Origin of the sequence: Leptospira noguchii serovar Panama str. CZ214, from assembly GCF_000306255.2 — a bacterium.
Classification (GTDB): Bacteria; Spirochaetota; Leptospiria; order Leptospirales; family Leptospiraceae; genus Leptospira; species Leptospira noguchii.
In genome coordinates this window covers 1-25,244 of record NZ_AKWY02000001.1, presented here as the reverse complement: position 1 = coordinate 25,244, position 25,244 = coordinate 1, and the positions used below count along the sequence as shown (strand labels likewise).

At 33.6% G+C, this 25,244-nt stretch carries 22 protein-coding genes, 2 tRNA genes and 1 pseudogene; 11 read left to right on the top strand and 14 right to left on the bottom strand.

The window, feature by feature from the left end; translation table 11 throughout:
* Nucleotides 1-1,019: 1,019 nt before the first annotated feature.
* The 3 genes from LEP1GSC059_RS00135 (at nucleotide 1,020) to LEP1GSC059_RS00125 (ending at nucleotide 4,810) form a co-directional block, all read left to right on the top strand.
* The gene (locus LEP1GSC059_RS00135; protein WP_036056790.1) at nucleotides 1,020-2,321 is read left to right on the top strand and encodes an OmpA family protein; all 1,302 of its coding nucleotides are present in this window, start codon (nucleotides 1,020-1,022) and stop codon (nucleotides 2,319-2,321) included.
* Nucleotides 2,322-2,383: 62 nt separating this feature from the next.
* The gene (locus LEP1GSC059_RS00130) at nucleotides 2,384-3,232 is read left to right on the top strand and encodes a transporter substrate-binding domain-containing protein (protein WP_002179317.1); all 849 of its coding nucleotides are present in this window, start codon (nucleotides 2,384-2,386) and stop codon (nucleotides 3,230-3,232) included.
* A gap of 3 nt (nucleotides 3,233-3,235) precedes the next feature.
* Nucleotides 3,236-4,810, top strand: a complete 1,575-nt coding sequence (locus LEP1GSC059_RS00125) for a hypothetical protein (RefSeq protein WP_002179170.1) — start codon at nucleotides 3,236-3,238, stop codon at nucleotides 4,808-4,810.
* Here LEP1GSC059_RS00125 and recR read toward each other — a convergent pair.
* The 7 genes from recR to LEP1GSC059_RS00090 form a co-directional block, all read right to left on the bottom strand.
* The gene (recR, locus tag LEP1GSC059_RS00120) at nucleotides 4,807-5,412 is read right to left on the bottom strand and encodes a recombination mediator RecR (protein WP_017215030.1); all 606 of its coding nucleotides are present in this window, start codon (nucleotides 5,410-5,412) and stop codon (nucleotides 4,807-4,809) included. The genes LEP1GSC059_RS00125 and recR overlap by 4 nt on opposite strands.
* Entirely contained in the window at nucleotides 5,393-5,740 is a 348-nt protein-coding gene (locus LEP1GSC059_RS00115; protein WP_002150640.1) for a YbaB/EbfC family nucleoid-associated protein, read from the bottom strand. The genes recR and LEP1GSC059_RS00115 overlap by 20 nt, the downstream gene beginning before the upstream one ends.
* 4 nt (nucleotides 5,741-5,744) lie before the next feature.
* On the bottom strand, nucleotides 5,745-7,178 hold the full coding sequence (gene dnaX / locus LEP1GSC059_RS00110) for a DNA polymerase III subunit gamma/tau (RefSeq protein ID WP_020980079.1): 1,434 nt from the start codon (nucleotides 7,176-7,178) through the stop codon (nucleotides 5,745-5,747).
* Between the two features lie 10 nt (nucleotides 7,179-7,188).
* Nucleotides 7,189-7,272, bottom strand: a tRNA-Ser gene (locus LEP1GSC059_RS00105).
* A gap of 35 nt (nucleotides 7,273-7,307) precedes the next feature.
* Entirely contained in the window at nucleotides 7,308-7,907 is a 600-nt protein-coding gene (locus tag LEP1GSC059_RS00100; RefSeq protein WP_002179286.1) for a nucleoside deaminase, read from the bottom strand.
* A 1,006-nt stretch (nucleotides 7,908-8,913) separates the two neighbouring features.
* Nucleotides 8,914-9,129, bottom strand: a complete 216-nt coding sequence (locus LEP1GSC059_RS00095) for a transcriptional coactivator p15/PC4 family protein (RefSeq protein WP_004423064.1) — start codon at nucleotides 9,127-9,129, stop codon at nucleotides 8,914-8,916.
* A gap of 802 nt (nucleotides 9,130-9,931) precedes the next feature.
* Entirely contained in the window at nucleotides 9,932-10,864 is a 933-nt protein-coding gene (locus tag LEP1GSC059_RS00090) for a ferredoxin reductase domain-containing protein (RefSeq protein ID WP_002179201.1), read from the bottom strand.
* A 212-nt stretch (nucleotides 10,865-11,076) separates the two neighbouring features.
* On the opposite strand from LEP1GSC059_RS00090, the gene lpxD reads away from it, so the two are divergent.
* Nucleotides 11,077-12,135 carry a UDP-3-O-(3-hydroxymyristoyl)glucosamine N-acyltransferase gene (gene lpxD, locus LEP1GSC059_RS00085; protein ID WP_020980139.1) on the top strand — a complete coding sequence of 353 codons (1,059 nt, stop codon included), beginning with the start codon at nucleotides 11,077-11,079 and terminating at the stop codon, nucleotides 12,133-12,135.
* Nucleotides 12,136-12,195: 60 nt separating this feature from the next.
* Nucleotides 12,196-12,393 carry a hypothetical protein gene (locus tag LEP1GSC059_RS00080; RefSeq protein WP_002179484.1) on the top strand — a complete coding sequence of 66 codons (198 nt, stop codon included), beginning with the start codon at nucleotides 12,196-12,198 and terminating at the stop codon, nucleotides 12,391-12,393.
* An 844-nt stretch (nucleotides 12,394-13,237) separates the two neighbouring features.
* Here the strand turns inward: LEP1GSC059_RS00080 and lenE are convergent.
* Together lenE and LEP1GSC059_RS00070 are read right to left on the bottom strand one after the other, a co-directional pair.
* On the bottom strand, nucleotides 13,238-14,653 hold the full coding sequence (gene lenE / locus LEP1GSC059_RS00075; protein ID WP_017215026.1) for an endostatin-like outer membrane protein LenE: 1,416 nt from the start codon (nucleotides 14,651-14,653) through the stop codon (nucleotides 13,238-13,240).
* Nucleotides 14,654-15,805: 1,152 nt separating this feature from the next.
* Nucleotides 15,806-15,877: transfer RNA gene (locus tag LEP1GSC059_RS00070), tRNA-Gly, on the bottom strand.
* 75 nt (nucleotides 15,878-15,952) lie between these two features.
* Between LEP1GSC059_RS00070 and LEP1GSC059_RS00065 the strand changes: the two genes are divergently transcribed.
* On the top strand, nucleotides 15,953-17,506 hold the full coding sequence (locus LEP1GSC059_RS00065) for a carboxypeptidase M32 (RefSeq protein WP_020980108.1): 1,554 nt from the start codon (nucleotides 15,953-15,955) through the stop codon (nucleotides 17,504-17,506).
* Nucleotides 17,499-17,828 (top strand): hypothetical protein, encoded by a 330-nt coding sequence (locus LEP1GSC059_RS00060; RefSeq protein WP_002179223.1) that lies wholly within the window; start codon nucleotides 17,499-17,501, stop codon nucleotides 17,826-17,828. The genes LEP1GSC059_RS00065 and LEP1GSC059_RS00060 overlap by 8 nt, the downstream gene beginning before the upstream one ends.
* On the opposite strand, the gene LEP1GSC059_RS00055 is transcribed toward LEP1GSC059_RS00060, so the two are convergent.
* The 3 genes from LEP1GSC059_RS00055 to LEP1GSC059_RS00045 are packed head-to-tail and all read right to left on the bottom strand — an operon-like array spanning nucleotide 17,825 to nucleotide 19,194.
* Entirely contained in the window at nucleotides 17,825-18,211 is a 387-nt protein-coding gene (locus LEP1GSC059_RS00055) for a DUF423 domain-containing protein (RefSeq protein ID WP_002179480.1), read from the bottom strand. The genes LEP1GSC059_RS00060 and LEP1GSC059_RS00055 overlap by 4 nt on opposite strands.
* Before the next feature lie 18 nt (nucleotides 18,212-18,229).
* On the bottom strand, nucleotides 18,230-18,817 hold the full coding sequence (locus LEP1GSC059_RS00050) for a hypothetical protein (protein ID WP_020980135.1): 588 nt from the start codon (nucleotides 18,815-18,817) through the stop codon (nucleotides 18,230-18,232).
* An 8-nt stretch (nucleotides 18,818-18,825) separates the two neighbouring features.
* A complete protein-coding gene (locus tag LEP1GSC059_RS00045; protein WP_085976793.1) occupies nucleotides 18,826-19,194 on the bottom strand; it encodes a TRL-like family protein in 369 nt (122 codons plus the stop codon).
* A 344-nt stretch (nucleotides 19,195-19,538) separates the two neighbouring features.
* Here LEP1GSC059_RS00045 and LEP1GSC059_RS00040 point away from each other — a divergent pair, with 344 nt between their 5' ends.
* The gene (locus tag LEP1GSC059_RS00040; protein ID WP_017215022.1) at nucleotides 19,539-19,868 is read left to right on the top strand and encodes a hypothetical protein; all 330 of its coding nucleotides are present in this window, start codon (nucleotides 19,539-19,541) and stop codon (nucleotides 19,866-19,868) included.
* A gap of 637 nt (nucleotides 19,869-20,505) precedes the next feature.
* Here the strand turns inward: LEP1GSC059_RS00040 and LEP1GSC059_RS00035 are convergent.
* Entirely contained in the window at nucleotides 20,506-21,102 is a 597-nt protein-coding gene (locus LEP1GSC059_RS00035) for a hypothetical protein (protein WP_002179307.1), read from the bottom strand.
* Here LEP1GSC059_RS00035 and LEP1GSC059_RS00030 point away from each other — a divergent pair.
* From LEP1GSC059_RS00030 to LEP1GSC059_RS00015, 3 genes are all read left to right on the top strand, one after another.
* Entirely contained in the window at nucleotides 21,101-22,198 is a 1,098-nt protein-coding gene (locus tag LEP1GSC059_RS00030) for a hypothetical protein (protein ID WP_020980125.1), read from the top strand. The genes LEP1GSC059_RS00035 and LEP1GSC059_RS00030 overlap by 2 nt on opposite strands.
* A gap of 237 nt (nucleotides 22,199-22,435) precedes the next feature.
* Nucleotides 22,436-22,786 carry a DUF2750 domain-containing protein gene (locus tag LEP1GSC059_RS00025; RefSeq protein WP_004436035.1) on the top strand — a complete coding sequence of 117 codons (351 nt, stop codon included), beginning with the start codon at nucleotides 22,436-22,438 and terminating at the stop codon, nucleotides 22,784-22,786.
* A 268-nt stretch (nucleotides 22,787-23,054) separates the two neighbouring features.
* The gene (locus tag LEP1GSC059_RS00015; protein WP_017215020.1) at nucleotides 23,055-23,360 is read left to right on the top strand and encodes a DUF1905 domain-containing protein; all 306 of its coding nucleotides are present in this window, start codon (nucleotides 23,055-23,057) and stop codon (nucleotides 23,358-23,360) included.
* A 532-nt stretch (nucleotides 23,361-23,892) separates the two neighbouring features.
* On the opposite strand, the pseudogene LEP1GSC059_RS22630 reads toward LEP1GSC059_RS00015, so the two are convergent.
* Nucleotides 23,893-25,038: pseudogene (locus LEP1GSC059_RS22630) on the bottom strand (IS3 family transposase).
* Between the last annotated feature and the right edge of the window lie 206 nt (nucleotides 25,039-25,244).

The window sequence follows — 25,244 nt, the reverse complement described above, 5'->3', positions numbered from 1 at the left end:
TTTCGTATGAGTTCCTACATTCGAATTTTTCTTGAACTTATAGCTCAGGTTTTTTTCAAAAAAGCGGATAATAAATAAGAACCATCTCAAGAATACTTTATCTTTACTTAAAATGCCGATTCTAAGATATTTTGTAGAAGAGTTTGTAAGAGAGTTTGGAGTAAAAAATTCATGATTCATTTTTTTGAAAAAAGTTGAGATTTGAACTTTATAAATCGATTCCTAAAATGTGGGAACTACTGCAAATCACGATTTTACAAACGAATTCTAAAATTGTAGGATTACTTATTTTAAAAGAATTCTTTCTTATGCAGAACTTATTTTAGTTAAAAGAGTTTGTTGTAATACATTTTAAATTTTTTTGATACGAATCTGAGATGAACAAAAAATTCTTTTTAAAGTAGTAGTTTTCACATGGATATAACTTTTTTAATTCGCTTTTATTTTGAGTATATATTAAAATTTAGGATATTTTAATATAAGAATAATTAAATTTTTTTGATTTAAGATTTTTCTTTATTGTTTGAAGGTATAAAGATAATACTAAAAATTGAGGAGTGATTTTATAAAAATGCAGAAGTTTCTAAAAATGAGTTTTATTTGAAATTGTTGGTTTTTTTGGAATATGATTCAATATTTTAACTTTTGAAATAAGTTCAGCGTAGTATTATTTTCATATGCCTGTCTGAATAGTAAGCGTATTACTACTCGGACGCATAAATAGAATACTTAGATTAGATTGTTTCAATAATTTGAATGTTTTAGCCATGCTCTAAATGTCGCAAATCCCGCATTTGCGTTATTTTTTAAATAACTCTATTTTTCCCCAAATTCGACCGTTAATAACTTAGTATCATTTTCATGTGTCCGAGTAGTAACTTCTATTATTTTTTTGAAATTTTAAAACAGATTATTAAATTTATTCTTCTGATAAAATGAAAGAACGGAACGGTAAGAAATTGGAGAATATAAATAGATTCTATCCTAATTTTATAATGAAACTTTCCGAAAGTATTATTATGAATCTAAAAAGTAAAAATCATATTTTATCAAAAAAAATCATCTTTATTCTATTTTTAATATATTTTATTTTTATAATTTTTATTCCTGCGATTTCTATTTATTCACAGAATTCAAATAAAAATCAAAATTTTAAAAATCCGAAACCAGAAAAGTTGAAAGGTTCTATCAATACGAGTCTTAACGAATTTGGAATTAGTCTTACTGATGACGGAAATAGTTTGTATTTCTATTCTAAAAGACAAAATTCAAATTATACGGACATTTATAAATCGATTCGAACTAAAGACGAATGGGCACAAGGGGAAGAAATTGAAGTTCTGAATTCAAACTTTGACGATCAAAGTCCTTTTATTTTAAATAAAGCAGAAGGAATCCTTTTTTCATCCAATAGAGACGGTGCGATTGAATTTCAATTTGCAAATGGAAAAATCGGAGTTTCTAGAGATATTTATTTTTCTAAAAGGATAAATTCTTCTTGGGCAAAACCGATTCCCCTTCCTAGAACCGTAAATACGGAAGAGATTGAAGAAAATCCGTTTTTATTTAACGATCGGTTGTATTTTACTCGTTATCCTTTTGGACAAGTTTCAGAAGCGGACATTTTCGTTTCTGTTTATAAAAATAAAACTTGGGAAAAAGCAATGAGTCTTCCTGATCCGATTAACACTGCTTATTCGGAAATTGCGGCCACGATTAGTAAAGACGGAAAGACAATTTATTTTTCTTCCAATCGTCCTGGAGGTTTTGGGGGTTATGATTTATATAAATCTACTTTACTTGAAGACGGAAACTACTCCGAGCCTATTAATCTTGGACCCGAAATCAATACAACTGGAGACGAAGCTTTTTTTCTGGAAACAAATGACGGAAAGACATTCTATTTTTGTAGGAGAAATGAGAGAGATTATGATATTTATTCCATCGTTTCTAATCCGTTTCAAGAATTAGAAAAAGGAAAATCTATTTCTTTGGATAGTATACATTTTTCCTTAGGTTCTTATCAAATTCTCGAAAACTCTTTTTCAATTTTAGAAAATTTGAATTCTTATCTTAAAGAAAATTCGAACGTAAAAATTAAGATCACCGGGCATACTGATCTTAACGGAGATACCCAAGATAATCTTATTCTCAGCCGTAATCGTGCAAATTCGGTAAAGGATTATCTGGTTAAAAAAGGAATTGATCCTGAAAGAATTATCACGGATGGAAAAGGAAGTTCGGAGCCGGTTGTTCCACAAAAAAATCCTGAGACTGATTATAAAAATAGAAGAACCGAATTTCAAATTATCGGTCATTAGAAATTATAATTTTGATTTAAAATGCTCTGGAAAAAAACAAGGATCGACCTAATCTTTGTTTCATGTTCGAGAAGAATTTTTTTTATCTACTTTTGATTTTTGTTTTTCCGAGCGGTTTATTTTCTCAGTCGGAATATGCTGGTTCCAGATTGGAAAAGATTCTTTCTAAAAAGGAACTTATAGTAGGCGTTAATAAACAATACGAACCGTTTTATATAGAAAATCCAAAAGATGGTTATCCGGGTATCGATGCAGAATTGGCAAAACTCTATGCGGATTACCTTGGTGTTTCTTTGAAACTAATTCCGATGAAAACATTTAGACAGTTTTCGGAAGATATTCGAGTGGGTAAGATCGATCTTGCTTTAGCCGGGATTTCTACAGATCTAAATCGAGGTAAACAAGTAACCTTTTCCGATCCTTATCTTGTTACAACTCCTGCGGGGCTTGTGAGTAAAAAGATTCTTCCTCCAGAGCCGGAAGGAAACATTGTCACTTCCAGAAGATTTATTAGTTTAAACGATCTTTTTACTTTAAGCGGACTGGTGAGTTTCTCTGTAAGATCCAATACTACGAATCATATTTATCTTCAAAAAAAATTTTCTAAACTTCCAATTTACAGTTATCTTTCGGATTCGATTGCGATCGATAATCTTATTAGTAATAATGTAACTTGTTTTGTCGCGGATAGTTTTTTCATTCTTACTTTGCTTCAAAAAAATCCGTCTCTAAGAGCAAATTATCTTCCTCTTTTAGGGAGCGTCCAAGAGGAAAATATTAGTGCTGCTCTTCCACAGAACGATTTGATTTTTGCGGATAATTTAAATTTCTTTATCAAAGAATTGAAACGAACCGGTGTTTTAGATGATTTGAGAAACCGATATTTTAATCAGAACAACTGGGTAAAATGATTCGTGTCTGACAACCTTTTAAAAAAGGCTTATCTATTCTATTTTCTTGCGATAATTTTGTTTCCATCTTTACTTTTTTCTCAAGAGATTGAGGAAAAAACAAAACTCGATTTTCAAGGAAATTACAGGGTACGAGGATTTAATCTTGGAAGAGATATTTATACATCTCGTCAAACTGCGGCCACTCCTTATGATAAAAATGTTTTTAAAACGGAAGAGGAACAAAGAAATCAAACTGCAGTCGACACCGAGATCGCCGAAAGACTAAAAGGAAATCCTACTACTCTATCTCCTCGCAAAGAAGACATTTCGTATTTCGATACGAGAATGACGGTCAACATGAACTTTAATACTTCAAAATATTTTGAAGCTCTTTGGGGTGTTCAAGTTGGTGATATTACTTTTGGAGGAAAAGGTTTCGGTCAGAATTCTACAACTGGTCCGGGACAAGGAGGCGAAGCAGGTTTCACTTCTCCCGTAAATATACAAACTACATTTTTATATTTGAATTTTAAACTTCCGGAAGACGCTTTCAGTTTAAGAGTAGGTCAACAGCTTTTTTCTTCTCCAAGAGGAAGAGTCGTTTTTACTCCTGGAACAGGTGTTACGGTCAACAAAGATTTTCGTTTGTGGAATACTACAATCGAAGCAGGTTGGTTTGTTGCAAGACAGAACGCTCAACTTGATTTAGATAAAAATACATATGCAGATAAGAACTATGTTGGTACCAATATTTATTTTTATGAAATTAAAACGAGTTTTTTAAACAATATAAAACACGAACTCTATTCTTATTTTTTAGACGATACGATCAAATCCATAGACAAGACGACTAACGCAAAAGGAACCGTGATTGCTTTAGACAGCGAAGTTGGTCAATTATTCTGGCATGGACTTATGAACGAGATCAATCTTTCTAATTTCGGATTTGTTATTCACGGAATTTACAATCATGGAACCGTGCGAACTTTGGATCCCTACCGAGATGATATTGGGAATGTTTTATACAATCGATATAGCAAACATACTATATCCGGAGGAATGGTTGATCTTCAGTTTTCTTATCGTTATAGTGAAAATCTTACCTTTAACTTGGTTGGTGTAGGTAGTACGGGTCGTCCCGGTTTTGATAAGGATGGAAACAGAGCGAACTTGAAAGCAGGAGGTTATAAAACTTTAATGCCCGGTTATTCTATATCGAACATAGCAAATGACTTTACGGGTGGTTATGCACTTTTTTCCGGGAAAGATTCGAGCGGTTTATATGAGTATGGAATTAATGGTGATTTTGTAGTTTATGGTCCGTTGCTTTTGACTTTAGGCTATTATCGATTGTACGGAACCAAGTCTCCTTTTATCGAAAACAATCGTTACTTCAATTATGAAAACGGATATAAAACGAACGCGTTTTTCGGACATGAAGTTAATATAAACTTACGGTGGAACGCGTTTAGAGATATGCAAATCTTAATGAGGTCAGGTTACTTTGTTGCTGGAGACGGATTGAAAGCTTATTTAGATACGACTCACGGAAAAATTCTCAGGGAATTTTTTGTAACCGCCGAACACAGATTTTAAAGTTGAAGACGAGAACGAATTGCTCTTCCTAAAGTATATTGATCGGCAAGTTCGATCGAACCACCGACTGTAATGCCGTAAGCGATTCTAGTTACGTTAACCGAAATAGGTTTCAATTGATTTGCTAAGTAATCGGCTGTTGCATCTCCTTCTAACGTCGGGTTAGTAGCGATCAAAACTTCTTTTACTTGTTCTGGTTCGATTCTTTCTAAAAGTTCTTTGATTCTAAGATCTCTGGGGCCAATTCCTTCCAAAGGAGAAATAACTCCGTTTAACACGTGGTATTTACCGTGAAATTCTCTTGTGTTTTCGATGAAAAAAATATCTTCCGGTTGTTCTACTACGCAAAAAGTATGAGAGTCTCTTTTTTCGGAAACACAGATCTCACAAATTTCAGTTTCGGCGTATGAACCACAACATTTACAAAATTTGATTCTGCTTTTTGTATCCGTAAGTTGATGAATGAATTGGCTAAAAAGACCTTGTTCTAATCTTAAAAGATGGAAACTGATCCTAAAAGCGCTTTTTCTTCCGATTCCTGGAAGAGAAGAGAGCGCTTCTACCATTTCATCGAGAAGGTGATTAGCCAAATTTTCCGCCAAACATTTTGGAAATTTCTGAAAAGTCTAGACCACCAGATGCAGATTGAAATTCATATGCGGTAGCTTCTCTTGCTTTTTTGAGAGCGTCGTTTGTTGCGGCCATGACTAAGTCTTCCAACATTTTGTTATCATCAGCGTCGAAGAGTTGTTTGTTGATAAATACGTTTGTGATTTGACCTTCTCCGCTTGCCGTAACTGTTACCATTCCAGCGCCTGCGTCTCCAACAACTCGAATTGAAGCGATACGTTTTTTTACTTCTTCCATTTTTTCACGGAAAGGACCCATATTGGAAAGAATCTCTGAAAAATTTTTTATCTTATCAAACATAACATTAAGAATCCAATTTAGGGATTTGATTTGGATCTACTTCCGTACCTAAGAACTTTTTTTTAATTTCAGTACTCGTATCAAACTTCCGAGAACTTGGTTCAATCGGTTTTGTATTTTCTAAATTAGAATCCTGTTGATTAGACTCAAACTGAGATTCTAAAATAACTTCCGAAGAAGGTTTATCTTTTTTTTTAGAAGTTTCGGGTTGTGATGTATTTTTAAGTATAAGAGTCGGATCCGTGTCTGGTAAAATATTTTTAGAACCTTGCACCATAAGAATCAGATGATTAATTTTATCGATTAAACCCGCCAAACTTGGATAAGTGAGTTCTTCCACAAGTTTTTTGATTTGAATTTCAGTAAAAACTTTAATTTCAAAAGAATTTCTCAAACGGATCGTTTTGATTCTTTCGTAAATTTCGAAAAGTTTTCCGGAAAGAAAATTCAATTTAGAAGAATCCACATTCTCAAAGTCCAATTTCATTTTTACGAGATCTTCTTTTGGAAAATTGACGGACTCGGGATCTGCAAGAGAATCACGGATCAAATTGAGGGTATGAGTAAATTCTATGGAGTCCCATAAAAATTTATAAATGTCCTGACCTTCTTGATAAAGAGATTCAATAATTTCCAAGGACTTAGAGTGATTGTCCGGATCTACTAAACTTTTGATAAACGAAGTCAAAAATTCGATTCCATGATAACCGATCATTTTACGAATTGCGGCACCTAACAGCTTTGAGTCGGTAAACACGATGGCTTGTTCCATAAAGGAAAGCATGTCTCTTACGGAACCGTCTCCTTTTTTGGCGACCCAGAAAAGGCCTTCTTGATCGTATTGAACATTTTCGATCTTACAAAGTTTTTCTGAGTAATCTTGCAAAATGGACAAAGGAACTTTTTTAAAAATAAAATCCTGACATCTAGAAAGAATCGTCTCTGGAATTTTATGAAATTCTGTAGTAGCTAAAACAAAAACGATATGAGAGGGAGGTTCTTCTAGAGTTTTTAAAAGTGCGTTAAACGATTGGTCCGTGAGCATGTGGACTTCGTCTATGATATAAACCTTATATTTTCCACCCATGGGAGCGAACTTCACGTTGTCTCTAAGTTCGCGGATGTTTTCGATTCCTCGATTACTTGCCGCGTCTATTTCTAAAACGTCACTAGAAATACCTCGAGTGATCTCATTGCAAGAGTTGCATTCGTTGCAAGGTTCGTTGTTGATAGGATTTTGGCAGTTTAAACGTTTTGCGAGAATTCTTGCGATTGTGGTTTTACCAACACCGCGAGGGCCGAAGAATATATAAGCGTGACCAATTTTTCCGGATTTAAGAGCGTTTTGAAGAGCGCCTATGGCAAGGTCTTGGTGAATTACGTCCTGAAATTTTTGAGGACGATATTTTCGGGAAAGGACTTCGTGAGTTCCTGCCATAATATGAAATCGGAGAAGCCGGGATTCGAACCCGGGGTGCTTTTGGCACACATGCTTTCCAAGCATGCACAATAGACCACTCTGACACTTCTCCTGTAGCTTTCAGGAATTCCATCGAAATGTTTTACGTCAATTGAATTTCTTTCTTCTGGCTTTGAAAAACGATTTGAAAGCGTTTTTGGAGATTTCAGTTGGGATACAAAAAAGTTCCGGAAAAAAATTTCGGGAATAGATCATTTCGATACTTAGAGAAGAAATTCCTTCTCCTTGTTTTGCCGGTAGAAGATAAACCACTTTTGGAATTCTAGAAAGAAGAATAGTACCTGCACACATCAAACATGGTTCTAAAGATGTAATGAGCATACAATCCACAAGATAACGAGTTTTTAATTTTTCTTTTGCGTTTCGAATACAAAGAATCTCACTATGAAAAAAAGAATCTGATTTTTTTTCTACTTCATTGAAAGTTTCTGAGATTAACTCTTCTTTATGATAGATTCTAGTAAGACTTGGAATCTCTTCATTTTCTTGTAAGACTAAATTCTTAAGTTTATTTAAAAAATCGAATAGAACTGGATCTGTTTGGATGATTGGATCTTTTACTGAAGAGTTGAAAATGTTAGAATTTGATTTTATATTTTTATGTATAAAAAATTCAGTTTTATTTTTTTTTCGACTGGAACCGGCTTTCTTTCCGTATGAATTTTGATTTTTTGAAAATTCGCTCATAAAATATTTTAATTCTATCAAACAATTTATAGGAACTAGTCGATTTAAAAAACTTTTGAATTTCTTTTTTTCAAAAATTATTAAAAGCTTTTCTCAAAACCTCAAAGAAATTTTACACGATCATACTTTAAAAATTTTTAATAAAATACAATAGCTACTACAAATTAGTCGCATTTGACAATTTGCGAACTTTCGAGTAGTTTTAATGTCGTTAAATTTTCGTAGTAGTTTCCTCATTTTTATGAAACTCAATCTCACTTCTGAAAGGTGGTTCGAAAAATTCAACGTCTCGCTTCTATGGTCCCTCGAATAACTCAGTAAACACCTCTCTATCATAACCTTACCCACAAGTTGAATAGGATTTTAGAATCAAAATTGAACTCAGTAAAACGCTCTCCTGAACTCAGCGTCTCGCTCCCCATAGGTCGTTCGACAGGTCGCGTTTTAGGCTCAAAAACACACATTTTTCAAGTGTTCCGACAAGAATGAGTCTTTTTACTTGCAAAAAGTATGTTTTTCTGATAGAGAAAAATCTTCCGAACTTCTCCACCTGAATTGCGACCCATGGGAAGCAATTCATTGAGTTACCCCCACCCAAACGTAGGAAAACTAAAGCACAACGCTCTCTATGAATCGCGTTGTGGGGTGGGAACTTAGTTTTACAGAGGATTTGTCGTAATTCCCACAGATTTAATATTGAGATCCAAATACTTGTGGGGTTGGTTATGCCTCTCTAAGGGTCGGTGTTTAGGTTTTGGTACAAACTCTAAAGTAGAGTTGAAAATTTCGTGTCTAATATTAGAAAAACAGCATTATCTATTCGATTTAATAGAGTTGTTAAAAAATGAATCGCCACTTAGTTTCTGTTTTATGGAAACGATTGATTGAAACAGTCTTATTGATCGTCATTATGAAATTTTTCAAAACTCTATTATATAATTCTAAATAAATAAACTACAATTAATTTCTTTTAAGTGTAATATCAGTATTCCATAAAGTTTTTAACTTAATTTTTAACTTCGTTTTCGGCTTCAATGACTGCTTCTTTAATTTCGTCATAAAGTTCCGGTGGAATTGCGATTCCTTTTTGGGTAGGTTTTTTTTCTCCATCTTTATCCGTGTACCAAACTCTGAGATTGAGATATTTAGTTCCCTTGTACTCAGATACTTCTACACGAATGACTTCGCCTCTACCTTTATCTATATCACGAATAACTCCCATTTATTGTTTCTCCTATTTAGGTTTAAACCATCTCAGAGTTTAAATTTTTCACTGAGAAAAAACGGCACAATTTAAAAATTTGGACGTTAAGACAATTTTACTTAGAACTATTTAACAGGACATTTAAATTTTACATTCAAACAGTTTACAGCAAAAATTTAAAAAACTCTATTTGTAAAAACCAATAATAAAGCTATTAAAAAATAAATTCTCCGTCAATTTCTCTTTGATGGAAACGGTTGGTTGAAAAAGTTTTGTTAATCATTACTTTCAACAACTCTAATAACAATATAATCAAAGAATGTAGATTTCATCTATTCGTTTTTTATGATGTTCTTTTGAAACTTTACTGCTGATCTTTAGAAAATTACATATCGTTAATTTTAAGCTCGGTGGTTTAAATTATTTTATGGTTCTAAGTAAATGATTTATAATAAAACTTTCAAAATTCTATACGTGAACTTTGGTTTGTTTCAGAGTTCATGAAAGAATCAATTTTCATAAAATAGAGTTGTTAAAAAATAAATTCTCCTTCTATTTCGTGGAAATGGTCAATTGAAGAAGTTTTGTTAATTTGAACTATGGAATTTTTCAACAACTCTAATAAAACTTCCAAAATTCTATATGTGAACTTTAATTTGTTTCAGATTTAAAAGAATCAATTTTTATATAATTGAATTTTTCTTTACTCAGGTGAAAATAAAAAAGCCGAAGGTTATAAATCTTCTCCGGCTTTTGATGTAGAAAATTAACTTGAATTCTTCGCTCAGATTTTCTTACGCCAAATTTAAGTTAAAGAAAATCAATATGTTTCTACAAACAGCTGATGGGTTCCTTCTAAATGATGTTTAAATTCTTCATACGTCCCTGTGTTTCCTGAAATTTTTTGAATCTCTTCGATTACACCTTTTTCCATTCCTTTAGGTCCGCCGCAGATATAAAAACGTCCGCCTTCATTTAAAATCTTTTTTACCGCTTCGGCTTGTTCACGAACTCTGTGAGAAATATACATTCTTCCACCATCGAAAGAATTTTTTTCTTCTCTCGAGATTGCAGTGACTAATTTGAAATTTTTATATTTAGATTCTAAACCTTTCAGATAATCCATCATTACAAGTTCATCGGAGTAAGGTGCTCCATAAACAAGAGTGATGTTCCCAGTAAATTTGATAAGTTTGTGCTCTAAAAGTTCTTCACTCATTCCGATAAAAGGAGCGATCCCAGTTCCAGTTGCAAGAAACATAATATCCCCGCTGAAATCTGTATTAGGAAGAAGAAATTTTTTTCCAGAAGGTCCTGTCATAGTTACTTCATCGCCCGGTTTCAGGTCACACATATAATTAGAACAAACGCCTTTAAATTGGATGTTTCCATTTTCATCATATACGTTGTCTCTTTTAATGATGAACTCTATGTTATCTTCTTTCATTCCAAAAGAATAACTTGGAGAAGCAATGGAATAAAGTCTTACGGTATATCCAACATCCGCTAAACCTTTTGCTTTTTTTTCGGGATCTTCTCCGGGAGGGATCACTCCTCCGCTTTGTCCGATTACGTATGGATAAGCGGAATGATCGATTGCAAGTATGATTCTGTGAACAAGCGATTCTCCTTCTTTTTTGGGTCTTTTTCCTGTTCCGGTTTCCGGAGTCAGTAGAACGTTGCTAATTACTTTTGCTTTGTAGGGGTTGGATTTTTTGAATAAATTGATTTGAGGTTCTCTAGTCGGTTTCATGAGCGAATACAATTCCTAAAAATGAAGAATTTTCCAAATTTCTACATAGTTTTCGGAGAGAGCATTTCGTCAAACGGGATATTTAGAGTGTATTCACGGTAAGTTGTAATTCTTATAACTTGATAACTTTTCAAGGAGGGCATTCTCTTTTTTTGAATGACGGTCCAGCTTGCTCGTTTCTCCGTGTATCCACAAAATTAAACGAGGGAAATATGCCCCAAATTAAGTTATCAGAGCTAGCAAAAAAAATCAATGGATCTAAGATTGCAAATACTCAAACTCAAGATGATGTGATAATAGATAAAATTGTCGCCGTATCTCCAGGAGAAAAAAATTCTCTAAGTTTTCTTTCTCATAAGAAAATGTTAAGCGAAGCCAAAAAAACTCTTTCCAGTGTGATGCTAACCACCGAAGAATTTGCAAAAGAATTATCTATTCCTTGTCTTGTAGTTTCTAATCCGGAACTTAGCCTTGCAGAAGTTTTAAATCTTCTTTATCCACCCTATGTTCCTTCGGGAAAAATCTCTTCTTCGGCCATCATTCATCCTACTGCAAAGTTAGGCGTTGGAGTTACTATTGGAGAATTTGTAGTGGTTGGAGAAAATTCTGTAATTGGTGCAAACACTTATTTAGAGGATGGGGTTAAAATTTCTAGGGACGTGGTAATCGGAGAAGATTCTCATATTGGTCCGAACTCTTCGATTCAATACGGAGTTATCATTGGAAAAAGATTTATCTGTTCCGGAAATTGTTCCATTGGCGGAGACGGTTTTAAGTTTGTTACCGAAAAAGGTAAACATCACAAGATTCCTCAAGTAGGAGGGGTAAGAATTGGTGACGATGTAGAAATTGGTTCCTTATGTACAATTGATCGGGGCGGTTTAGAAGATACGATCATTGGAGATGGTTGCAAATTTGATAATATGGTTCACGTTGCGCACAATTGTGTACTTGGAAAAAATATAATCATTGCAGGTCAAAGCGGTGTTGCAGGTAGTACGATTGTAGAAGACGATGTGATCATAGGTGGCGCTTGTGCTGTTTCGGATCATCTTCATGTTCCTGCAGGAACGATTCTTGCCGGAGGAAGTTCCTTAAGAAATTCTCCTAAGAAAAAAGAAATTTTTGTAGGTTGGGATTATGGTTTAACGTTTGCAGAATTCCAGAAGGTTCGTGTGAATATCCACAATTTAGTGAATTTTCAGAAATGGGCCAAAAGAATCAAAGAACTGGAAAAACATGTTGGGATTAAAATTGAAGAAAAGGATTGAGCTTGACATTGCTTTAATTCGATAGACATTCTTTTCTTCATACACTTTTGGAGGATTCCCTTGTATTCCCGAGCAAACGAAGATAACCCGGAAAATAAACCGGATAAAATCTCCCGTAAGCCGGAACTTTCCCGAAATAAGAAAATAGGAAGGTTGTTGGAAACTCTCGCAGATAGCATTTTAGAAAACAATTCTACTAATATTGTTTTCTTAAATGAGATTCAAAACGATCGATCGGAAAGTTCGATTCAAAGATAAAATTCGATTCAAATCATCTAAAATCGGTTCTTGAAACAGAACCGATTTTTTGTTTTCGCCCAAATTACTACTTGGGTGTATAAAATAATACTTATCCTGGGATCTACTTTAAAAAGTCAGCAAACATGAGTTAAACGTCACTTTTTAAAAATATTACATCTTTGATAAAATCGATTGTTCCTTTTTGGAACCGTTTTTATGCGTCCGAATAATAATTTCATAGTTTAATATAAGTTCAACGTAAGAAAAGCTGAGACCTGAATTTTGTAGATCGATTTCTACTTAAAAACTTGGCCTAAAACCATCCAATATGGGAACTACTACATTCTATTAAAAATTCTAAAAAATGATCGTGTAAAATTCTTTGAGATTTTGGTACAAGCTCATAATAAAATACCCGTTGAATAATTTATACTTTAATAATGTAGATTCTATGTAAGAAAAAAGGGCGAATCCGGCGTTGCCGGACCTCGTTTTCAACTTCAGTCAATTAATTGCATAAAAGAAACGTAATATACTATTTGGTCTTTAGTTTCAATTTAATTATAGAACGCGATCTGTCAAAGGATCCATGGAGAGTGAGACGGCTTTAGTTTGAGAGAGCGTTTCTCTACGCTTCAATCGCTTTCGTATTGGGTTTTATTGAACTTACGTAAGATGGCTTGTGATAAACATTGAGGTACTTAATTTTATAGAGGTGAGTAAAAAATGAAGGATTTTGCGGGCAATTGGATCTAAGTTATATTGCCCTATGCCCGCAAACTACGCAAAATCATTGTTCGGTGATTTAATATTTATAAGTCTAAGGAAACGTTTTCATTTTTTAGAATTTAATTAATGAAATTTATTGTTCAACGCATAGAATCCCAAGGTTTATTGATACAGTAGAAGAAAGTTGAACCGCTTTATTTGTACAGGCCGTAGTTGTATGGGAAATAGAGCGGCTTGTAATACTCTTTGTATTTCCAAGTCTTCCAGAATTACCATTACCTTCCCAACCGGATGTATCCGTTGTTAAGCCAAATCTAGGAACATCGTGACACATTTCACTATAAGTAGCTACAGTTCTCCAATCACTGTATAACCCTGTCCAAATGTATGCGTCGGCTAAGCCTTCAAATGAATTGGTTAGACTTCCTTTTGAAAAATCGAATAAACCTTTGGAGTTGGTAGTCATTACTTTTGTAATCCCATCGGTTTTTCTATATTCGGTATTCGGCTTAAAGACCCAATCAATTTGACCATCTCCTACATTTGGATTAACTGTGGCTTGTCTTCTAGTAGGAGCTACTAACATCGCTTTGTAAGGTCCAGTACCTGCAATGGATGCCGGAATGTTTGCCTGACAATATGCGTCTGCACCGCTCACTCCACCCCAGTCTCCGTTATGCGCTGTTGGAGTAACGAATAGGAATTTATAGTTTCTCTGTACTTTCTGGCCTACGCATAAGATGCTTAAAGGAGCTGCTGTTCCTTGACTAGTAACTCCTGCAGTACTATCACAGGTGGCAAAATTATCGAAGATCGCATGTGAGTTTATCATATTCGCAACTCCGAATGTACCTCCGTAAACAATATTAGCGTATTCACCAATACTCAGTACCCATGCGATACAATTCCCTTCGGATGTCGGAGTATAAAGAGAACGAGTCGTCCAGTCCGGATTGAGTCCTGTCCAGATATTAACAAAGGTGGAAGTAAATGGGTTTGTTAAATTTTCGTTCGTAAAATCGAATAAACCAACAGAATTAGTAGTCATTACTTTTGTGACTCCATCTACTCTTCTATACTCTGTATTTGGTTTCAAAATCCAATTCTCTTGTCCGTCTCCTGCATTTGGAGTAACAGTAGCTACTCTTTTATAGTAATTCGGTAAGTTGTTTGCTAACAAGGCCTTATAAGGGGCCCCTGCTGCTGCAAAAGAACCTGCAGGAATGTTTGCATTGCAATATTCGTCTGCCATACTGATTCCATCGTGGGAAAATCCACCATTATGAAAACCAGGCGCTACAAATAAGGTCCCAAATTCTTCTAAGATTGCAGAAGAACTATGAGGGGTGGGATTTAATAAATTGAGAATTTCGTTTTTAGTTGAATCTGTTAAAAGTGGTAAATTGGAATTTAAGCCTTCTGAATTACATGCTAAAAACATGTAGGAAAAAATCAGAATCAAATAGAATGGAATTTTTTTAAATAAAGGTATATTCTCTTGTTTTGAATTCAAAATTGAATTCTTATTTAGAGTGTTTTGATTGTACATGACTGTAACTCCTGTTTAGTGAAATTTAACGTTTGTTAGGTTATAAAGTATTACATAACTTTTGTAAATTTCAGATCCTGGTTTGTTTTACTGATTTCTATTTAATAGATACTATGAATTTAAAACCAATCCCCATTTTGGAGATGGATATTTTATTTATAGTCGTAATGTAAATCATCACTGAAAAATGATATCTATCAAAGTAGAAATCAATTTCATCTCTAAAACCTGCATAATAGATTGGTTCTCGGAATTTCCGTTTCAAAACGGAAATTAGTGAGTAAATTCAAAATGATCTATTATGTAACCCAGCAGATATTACAAAATGGATCCTAATATAAAGATACAGACGATACTTGAGAATGTTCAAATATTATTATATCACAATTATCGCATTTAAATATTAAAATCTTATATTTTACAAAAGATGACTTTATTTTTATAACCTTGCGACGAACTTATTTTTAAGCTTATAATCTAACAATCATTTATTTAACGATTGTTAAACTAAGTATTCATTATTTTTAATATACAAGTGAGTATTACTTAATGTAGTTTTATGAAAGAAATTAGGAAAAGTAAAATATTCCTGATGAACTTTTGTTGGTTCAAAAGCAGATAATGGTAAAGCCGCTGTTTTCTTCAAAAGTTACATTCTGACAAACCAGATTATAGAATCAGCTTTTAGAAATGAGGACTATTGCGTTTTCATTTTGAAATATTTCTAAAAAATCAGTTTCTTCTTATCGAAAATGTAGGAACTACTACAAATTTAATTTTGCAATAATACTTTAAATTTGTGGGAATTCACACCTTTCGAGGCACTTCGCTTTGTCCTCAGCACATCTTGTGCTTCGGTCACATTTGTGACGTTCCTATTGTCGCTACAAATGCTTTCCAAAGCTCGCGTTCGAGTCATTGAATAGTAATTTCAGGATTTTATTATATTTATAAAGGAAAGTTTTGCGGGCAGAGGGACTCGCCCTCTTCGTAGTCTCGCATCCTGCTCGACTAACTTCGCTTTGTCCTCAGCACATCTTGTGCTTCGGTCACATTTGTGACGCTCCTATTGTCGCTACAAATGCTTTCCAAAGCTCGCGTTCGAGTCATTGAATAGTAACTTCAGTATTTTATTATATTTGGAGGAAATTTTGCGGGCAGAGGGACTCGAACCCTCACTGGAAGCTTGGAAGGCTACAGTGCTAGCCATTACACCATGCCCGCGATTCGTGCAAAAATCATTTTTTTGTGGTTAGGGTACTTGTCAATCTAAAAGAAGAATTTTTACTATCCATTGAGATGGAAGAGTATAAGAACCTTTTTTCAAATTCGATTCGGAACGAATTAAAATCTTTTACAGAATATAGAACTGCTTATCAAGAAATCTATACGTTCAGAAATATACTCAGCGTACTTCAATGGGATTCTGAGATCACTTTACCAGAAGAGGGAAGAGCAGAACGGGGTTTACAGATCGGGCTTCTTTCCGGTTTAATTCATTCTAAATATGCGGGTGAAAATTTTTATAAACTTGCTACAAAAGCACGAGAAGAAAACGAACAAAAAATTCTTCCCGGCCAAGAACAAAGAAGAGTTGAGTTCGAAAGATTATTTCAAGATCTAGATCGTTCTCGTCTTCTTTCTCAAGAACTTGTAGAGGAGTTTTCTGTCACTACAAGTAAAGCACATTCTATTTGGGCTAAGGCCAGAAAGGAAAATCGATTTGAAGATTTTACGCCGATTCTTTCTAAGATTGTTGAACTGAGTAAAAAACAAGCTGAATGTTATGGTTATCAAACGGAACCTTATGACGCTTTATTAGAAAATTATGAATCAGGCGAGAAAGCTGCAAATTTAGAAAAATTATTTTTTAGTTTAAAAGATAATTTAAAACCTTTAGTCGCAAGAGGAAAAAAATTTTCAAATCCTTTTCGAAAAGAAGTTCCAATCTCCCTTCAAAACAAATTGGGAGAAACACTTCCAAGTATTTTAGGATTATCTTCTAAAATTTCCCGTTTGGATGTAAGTGAACATCCTTTTTCTACTTCCCTAGGAAGTAAGGACAAGAGAATTACTACACGTTATGATTTAAAAGACCCACTTTCTTCTATATTCAGTATTTTGCATGAAACTGGACATTCTCTTTACGAAGCGGGAATTTCCGAAATCGAAGGCGGGCCTTCGCCTTTGCATGATTCCGTTTCTTTGGGCGTTCACGAATCGCAGAGTCGGCTTTGGGAAAATCAAGTCGGCAGATCTTTAGAATTTTGGGAAATGTATTATCCTATTTTATTAGAAACTCTGAATATAAAAAAATCCGAACTTAGTTTTTCGAAACTTTTCACATATATCAACCAATCTTCTCCTTCTTTGATTCGGGTGGAAGCGGATCAGATCACTTACAATCTTCATATCATTCTCCGCTTTGAAATCGAAAGGGATTTGATCAACGGTAAAATTGGAGTTTCCGAACTTCCGGAAATTTGGAACGCAAAGATGAAGGATATGTTCGGAATCGAAGTTCCTTCGGATCGGGAAGGAGTTTTGCAGGACGTGCATTGGAGCGGCGGAGCTTTCGGTTACTTTCCGACTTATACGCTCGGGAACATTTATTCGGCCCAACTCTTTCAATCTTTTCAAAAGCAGAATTCGAATTTTCAATCGGAAGTAAAAGATAAAATGGACTTTTCTTCTCTTCTGACTTGGCTTAGAAAAAATGTTCACTGGAAGGGAAAATTTTATTCGGCCGAGGATTTAATCCGTAACGCTACGGGTTCCGATCCGGATTCTTCCCATTTGGTTCAATACCTCGAAAAAAAACTTACCGAACTGGAATCGATCAATCATGGATGAAAAAGAAGAACTTACCGTAAAATCTTTCGAGGAACTTTCTTACTTCGATAACTTGGCGTTGTATTATCTTTGCAATGAAACTCCTCCTCAAACTCTTGCGTTGGCTTTTTTGGTCGGTGATAGTAAAGTTTGTGGTGCTATGTTGGGAGTTCTTGAAGGAAACAGAAGACAATATGTACATCAGTTGATGGCTGAACAAAAAGACGTAGAGTTATCTAACAAAGAATCTGCTGTTCAGGGCCTTTTGATTATTGCAGAAGGTTTAATTACTAGAAAACTAATCGTAAAAAATGGAAAGTTTTATTATGGAACTAAACGTTAGTCGCTTTTTGATTGAATTACTGAAAATCCTAAAAGAGCCCAAGCGATTAAAAATGAAATCCCACCAATCGGTGTAATTGCTCCTAAAATTTTGATCCCAGTAATCGACAATATATATAAAGATCCTGAGAATATTAGAATTCCTGCAAGAAATAAAATCGAAGAAATCCAAGCTGTTCGACTCTGATTCACAAAACCTGTAATAGCCAAGATCAAGGGAAGAATGCTGTGAATTAAGTGATAGCGATTTCCGGTTTCATAGATTGCTAACATTTCTGGACTTAAAATTGATTTTAATCCGTGTGCACCAAAGGCCCCTAAGGCCACTCCTAAAAATCCAAATAAAGACGAAGATGCAAGAATCGTTTTTTGTTTTACTGTCATAAGCTCAATGGAATCGATTTAGAATTCTTGAATAGCATAACTTTTAAACCGAATACATTTTTTCTGAATCAACCAAAATAAATAAGCGGTTTGTTCTATATCTAATCTAGAATCGAAAAGAGCCTTGATCTTGTTCTTTTCCATTTCTTGTTTAAGTTCTTCGTAAAAACTAGCTTTACCAAAAACAAAAGAAATTGGAACCAAGATTTCACGTTCTCCTTGTCTTAGTGGTAAAACCAACGTTATTCCTCTTTGACATCCTTGGCTTTCTCCTTCAAAACGAATGATCCTATGTTTGGACCAATCCCAATCATCTAAAGATCCGTGAAACATGTCCTTGTGAGGTAATGAAGACGTTGAATGAATGAATCCATCGAATCCGAACAAACGTAACCGTGTGGATGCATTTCCATAATGAATTGATGGATCTCTAAAGTAGGTTCCTGCAATGGAAACGTGATTTTCGGGTGATAAAATTGCATCGGTCGGATAAGGCATAGGGTTTCGTTTAACCAATGTTCTGCGGCTTCCAATTGGTAAGGTGCAGTTTAAAAATAAAATAACACCTAATACGGTTAAGGTGAATATTTTAATTTGAAATTTCATACTTTGATCTACTCTTTTTTTATCAATCGATGGGGAAGTTTAACACCGATTCCGGTTACACGAGTGCATTTATAAAAGTATAAATTGAAAAATATAGATTTAACATAGTAATCCGTTTGTACGTCAAATAGAAGATCGGCTTTGTCTTGAATCGCATTTTGAACTGCGGCTTCATAACTTTCATCCCCGGTATAAACAAGCCAAAACCAACCTTCCCCACAAGCTTGACCGGAAAGTTTTCCAACTGGATCCATCCCTCGAACGTCCGTATAACTTTGAGAGTAAAACCAACCTGGAGTTTTTATGTTTGTGTAAATACAATTTGTAATCGTAATCAATGCGATAGTTAAAATAAGATAAGTTCTTATGAATGATATTTTCATTTTTTGTCCTAGGGCGTTATTCAAACTTTTGAATAAATTGGACTTAAAAAATGAAAAGTCAAGATAAAAGAATTAAGTGTAAATTTTCTAAAAGAAAAAATCATATTTCAAAAAATAAATCGTTTTTCAATGTGGATTGAATTTAGGTTTAATCTTTTTAAAGATTGATTTGTAAAATATAATTCAATTGATTAAAAATCAAAAATTGTATAAACGATTTGTTTCTTATAAAAAATAAAATCGAGTTTCATAAAAATCGGAATCGATTTTGTAATGTATCGATTTAACTTTCGGTTTTGTCTTGACTTGGAAAAAGTTTGATTTATCCAAATAAAGTAATGCAAACTGAAGATAAAAAGTACATTCGTGTTTGGAAAAAGTTAAACGTTTCTGAAATTTCCTCTCAATTATTGTTAATAGATGATTTATATGGGACTTGTGGGAATTGTAAACACCTCGGCTTAAATTATACGAAAGATAAAACTTGTCCCGAATGTAAAACTAAATTCCGTTATTTGGCTACCAATTCAAAATCCCAAACTGAAATTGCTAAAATCTTAGTTCGTCTCGAAAAAGAAAATCTAGATTTAATACTAATTGATCGGGACGATTTTAATCAGTCTAAAGCGAAAGATGCCGTAAAGGATTTATTTAAACCGACAGAATAAAATTCAAAATCGGATTTTAGATTTATCAATAAAATACATTCAAATATTTTATTAAGCTTATATTACCGTAAATTAACGAGAAAAGGAATCGATGCGGGGGAACTCAGCAGAATACTCTCTCAAACTCAGCGTCTCGCTCCCTATGAGTCGCTCGACAGATCGCGTTAAACTCAGCAGAACGCTCTCTATGGATCGCGTTCTAAATTGAAATCTACGACGATAAGTTGTATAACGTTCTTATATACAATTTATTGACCAGAGCTGAGAGCCTGGTTGGTTGATTATGGTAGCCGGATTCGCCCAGATCTTCTTACGTCGAACTCACGTTATATTATTAAGATTACTCGTTTTTATAAATTGCCGCGTTAGAAATGCGTAACAGTCATTTCGTAGAGATGAGCATAAAACTTTTTCTGTAAAAAAAAGCTATGCTGAAGGCTTTTTTCGTGTAACAAGTCCGGCCTGCGATTTTACTTTAAAACTTTATTTTTCAGTATATTCAAAGCAGGAGAGTCCAAACTTTTTTAATTTGTTAATTCTTTTAGTTTTTGAAGTGGACTTTCACTTTATTTTCGTAACTTAATCATTAGGCATAAATAGTCGTTAGGTGAATGTTTGATAATTAAAAAGTTTTGGATCATTTTTTTTCAGAATCGAGAAGGTTTTTTAAACCTTGGATAGTTCTTTCTAACTCTGCGATTTGTTCTTTCAAAGAACTAAAATCCGAAAAAGGTTTCCCATTTGCGGAGTGAAGTTCTTCATAACCTTTTGCCATTAGATTATAAAACGATTTTTGAATGTGATTGAGCCCTGTTTCAAAATCTTTGGGATTGAATTCGTTTTTTCGTTTTTGAATTTTTTTCAAAAAATAAAATCCGAAACGTAATAATAAAACAAAATAAGCTGGAGCCAAAAGAAAAATTACCGTTAGGAATACCGGACCTAAATTCCAAGTTTGTGATAAAGTTTGATGAAAAAATGCTCGAAGAGCCGAAACGATCAATACGCCTAGAGTATAATTGAGACGGGTTGTAGTTGGCGAAATTGTATTGAACAAATACACAAGAACCAGAGAAAAAATTAAAACTAAAAAAAGATCTAAAGGAACAATGGAAAAAAGAATCTTTAAAAAAGAACGAATCGCTTCGATCGTATTCAGAAATGATTGGATAGACTGAGATAGGTTGTCAAAACTCGTTTTCAGCTCTGAAAAAAAATCGGTAATCTGACTCATGAAATGGTCCTCAAAAATTCCTGGATGGAAGAAACTCAAATCTTTACTTACAAAAGTGCAACAACTTTCCTTTTTACGAAAGCTTTATCTGGCGTATTCTGTGATCGGAATTTCTTTTCTTGTTTTACATGAAAATCATCTTCCAATCTTTTTTGTTTTTCTTTTGGTTTCGGGTGCGTTTATCGTTGCGAGTGGTTTTTTCTTTTTGATCTCTTTTGCATTTGGGAAATTACTCAAACAAGAATCCGTCAAAAAATACAGAATAGGCCCGGATTCAGCTACGACTTACGACACGATTCAAATCTTTTTAAATCCTTTTGCAGAAGTAATTGTATTTATTTTTTGTATCGTATTTCTTTTTTTTACTGACTTTTATTTGAATCGATCCGGCATAATTTTCATCGTTGTTTATTGTTCTATAGGTCTTATACTTCGTTTTTTAGAAAGCACCGTATTTTACAGAATTTCTTTACTTGGTTTAATGATTTTGACCGGAGGGCTTTTGAGTTTTAAAGCTCTTCAACAAGGAGAAATTTTAACTTCCTATTTTCTTTTTAAACCGACTTGGGAACAAAAAGAACTTACAAATTGGGAATACAATTCAGAATCTAGAATTTTAAAAAATTCTAATATTCAAGTTCAACTTTCTCTTCCTGAGGATTTTTATTTTCATAATCCTAAAAATCTTACTTTGAAAGATCAGACCGGTACCGGTCAAATTGCAGGAATTATTTCTTCCAGTGAAACGGATCCTAATCGTTATCCTTCAATTCGAATTTTTTATTTTCCGGAACCTTTTTTAGAAATTGATAAAATCAAACCAGAGTTTGTAAAGTTTTTAGATTTGTCTGTAAATCAAGGAGAAATGGTCGAATTACACGAGTTAGGTGAAGAAAATTTTGAAAAAAAAATGGATGGGATTTTTTGGACTTATTATGATAATCTACGTCCTCGATACGCTAAAACCGGTTTTTTTATTGCTTCAGGAGATAAACTTCCCGATTCTTTTTTATTTCATATTTCGGAAAGTTTAGTGAAAGGAAGAACCCACGAAGAATCTGTGGAGAAAATTTTACAAAGTTTTAAAAGAGAATAACTAAAGTTTTTTGATTTTTTAAAAAAGTTGAAATTTTAATATATATTTCTCGTCGGTTGATTTTTTATTATAACTGTTATTGTGTTTAAGAACTTATTTTTTTGGAAAAAGTAAAACAACAATTTTGAAATTCAATGCGAATGACTCAGTAATTCTACTTCCATTGATATTATGTTATACGATTAAATTTTGAATGGATAATCCCAGTTCGAAGCGGTTATCAAGTGACTAAAAGTTTTGGGACAATCGTCTGCTCAATTTCATCAATTTTTTATAGAAATAAAAAAGCACAAAAAGGTTTGGACTTTGTGTGATGAAAGTGGCTTTCCTAGTCCTATAACAATTTCTGGTAAAAGAGCTATGCCATTTTGGTCTTCTCTAAATCGGGTGCAAACGGTCATCAATCATGTAGATGTATATTTTTTATTTAAAGCTTATGAAATTTCCTTTCAGGATTTTATAGACCGCTGGCTTCCCGGTTTAAAAAACGATAATTTATTGGTGGGTATCAATTGGACCGGATTCAAGGCAACCGGATATGATCTTGAGCCGGAAGAAGTATTTAAATATTTGAATGATCTAATTTAGTTTTTATTTTACTGCTTAAATTAAAAAGAAAGTCCTTGGTAGAAAATATAAAAGTAATATTCTTAGGTTGGAACTTTTTTAGAAAAAGATCTTTTGTAGATATAAAAACCACTTTTGTATTTTTTAAAAATGTTTCTAAATGAAAAGTAATTTTTGGAGATCTGTTCAATTTGATCTTTTTGATAATTAGGTTTAGAAACAAAACATAAATAAAATTATAAAAATAGAATTGTGAATTTTAATTTATTTCAATAGGTTAGTAGTCAATTTGAATTCAGTTACAATTCAATTCCAAGCAACTGTTTGGATTTATCCTGGTAAAGGCGGATGGTATTTTTTGACTTTACCTGTTAAAGCTTCCAAAGAAGTGCGATCTATATTATTACATAAAACGCCTAGATCTTGGGGGATGATTCCAGTCCTAGTTAAAATTGGTGATACGAATTGGAGTACTTCTATTTTTCCCGAAAAAAATTCTATAAAGTATGTTCTACCTTTAAAAGCAGATGTTCGTAAAAAAGAAAAAATCACAATAAATCAAAAAGTTCGTGTTTCGATTACAATTCAATTTTGATTTTACTGAAAATTATACAATAGAGTTTTTGAAAAATTAATTCTCTATCAGTTTTTATTTCATAGAAACGGTTGATTGAAACAGTTTCCTTAAACTTGAACTATGGAATTTTTCAACAACTCTATTATATATAAGAAACGTTATACAATATTTTGTATTTAATTACAATTTATTATAGAACACGATTTGCAGAGCGCCCACGATGTATTGAGTTCAGAAAGCGAGACGCTGAGTTTCCCTACGCTTCAATCCCTTTCGCATTGGATTCTATCAAACTTACGTAAACGGCACTTTGTAATAAACGTTTAAATATTCATTTTTTTACATGGATGAGTAGGAAAGAAATTTATATAAAAATCCAAGTTCTTATATAAAGATTAGTTAGATAATTTTTATATAAGAAATATTAAACATATTATTTTAAATAATATTTTGGTTTCACAAAAATATATAAAGGCTACTCAATTTAATTGAAGATTCAAAAACAATTAACTCTCAGTTTAGCCTAGTCACGGTTAATTGGACACATTTTTTACGCAGCATTTTCTTCAAATTCTGCAGGACTCACAAAGTCTAAGTATGAATGAGATCTCTGCCTATTATAATAAACTTCTATATGATCAAAAAGTAATTCTTCCGCTTCTTGAATTCTATAAAAGTAATCATATTCCATTTCTCTTTTCAGAGAACCAAAGAAGGACTCGGCGACCGCGTTGTCCCAACAATTTCCCTTTCTACTATTGCTCCTGCGAATTTTGTTGACGAGCAAATATTTTCGAGTTTCGTTCGAACAATAATTGGATCCTCGGTCAGAATGAAAAATCAAACCCTTGGGAGGATTTCTCAATTCGACCGCTTTGGAAAGAGCATTGCAGACTAATTTGGAATCATTAGCATTCGAAATCGACCAACCTACTACTTTCCGAGAATAAAGGTCTAATATTACACAAAGATAAATCCAACCTAAGGAGGATCTCAAAAAAGTAATATCTGAAACCCAGATTCGATTCTTCTTATTCGCTTTGAAATTCCGCCTGACTAAGTCTGGAGCAACCTGATTCCCATGATTAGAATTTGTCGTGGCAATCCGAAAGCGCTTCTCTTGTTTTCCACGAATTTCACAAAGTTTCATCACTTTTCGAACTGTTCTTGCTCCGTAAATTGAATACACTTTCTTCACTTCCCGAAGCAACCGAACCAAACCGTGATTCTTGCGATTTGTTAACCACGTTTCCCTAATGAACTCTACAAGTTCGGGATTATATTTTCTAATTCGTTTTTGCTTCGTTTCAGAAATTGATAGTATCCTGAACGTGATACTCCTAAGACGTTAGCCATGCTTCGAATCGGAACTCAAATCGATGAGTTTCCATGAACATCAATCGGGATTTTGTTCTCTCGAAAGCATGGCTGCAAACTTTTTTAGGATAGCGTTCTCTTCCTTGAGTTTCTGATTTTCCTTCCGTAGTTTTTTCAGTTCTTCGATCTCTTTTAACTGCTTATCCGTTGGTGGATTTTGTTGTTCCGACTTCTTCAAGTTTTCTGTTCTCCATTGTCGTAACACAAAATAACTGATTCCCAAGGACTCGGCGACTTCTTTTATCGTAAACGATCCTGAAAGCGTTCGCTTTACTGCTTGTTCTTTAAACTCCGGAGAGTATTTTCCTTTTTTATTCATTTTTCACCTTTACCTCATTTGCTGAGAAAAAGGTGTCCGTTTTTACGTAACTAGGTTATTTTATGTAAAAATTTGACTGGGGTAATTAGAATTTATCCCAAAATTTCCAAATGTGATAATTTTTGTAGGAGCTATTGCATTTTATTAAAAACTTCTAAAGAATGATCATACAAATTTTTTGAGGTTTTGAAACAGGCTTTTTAGTC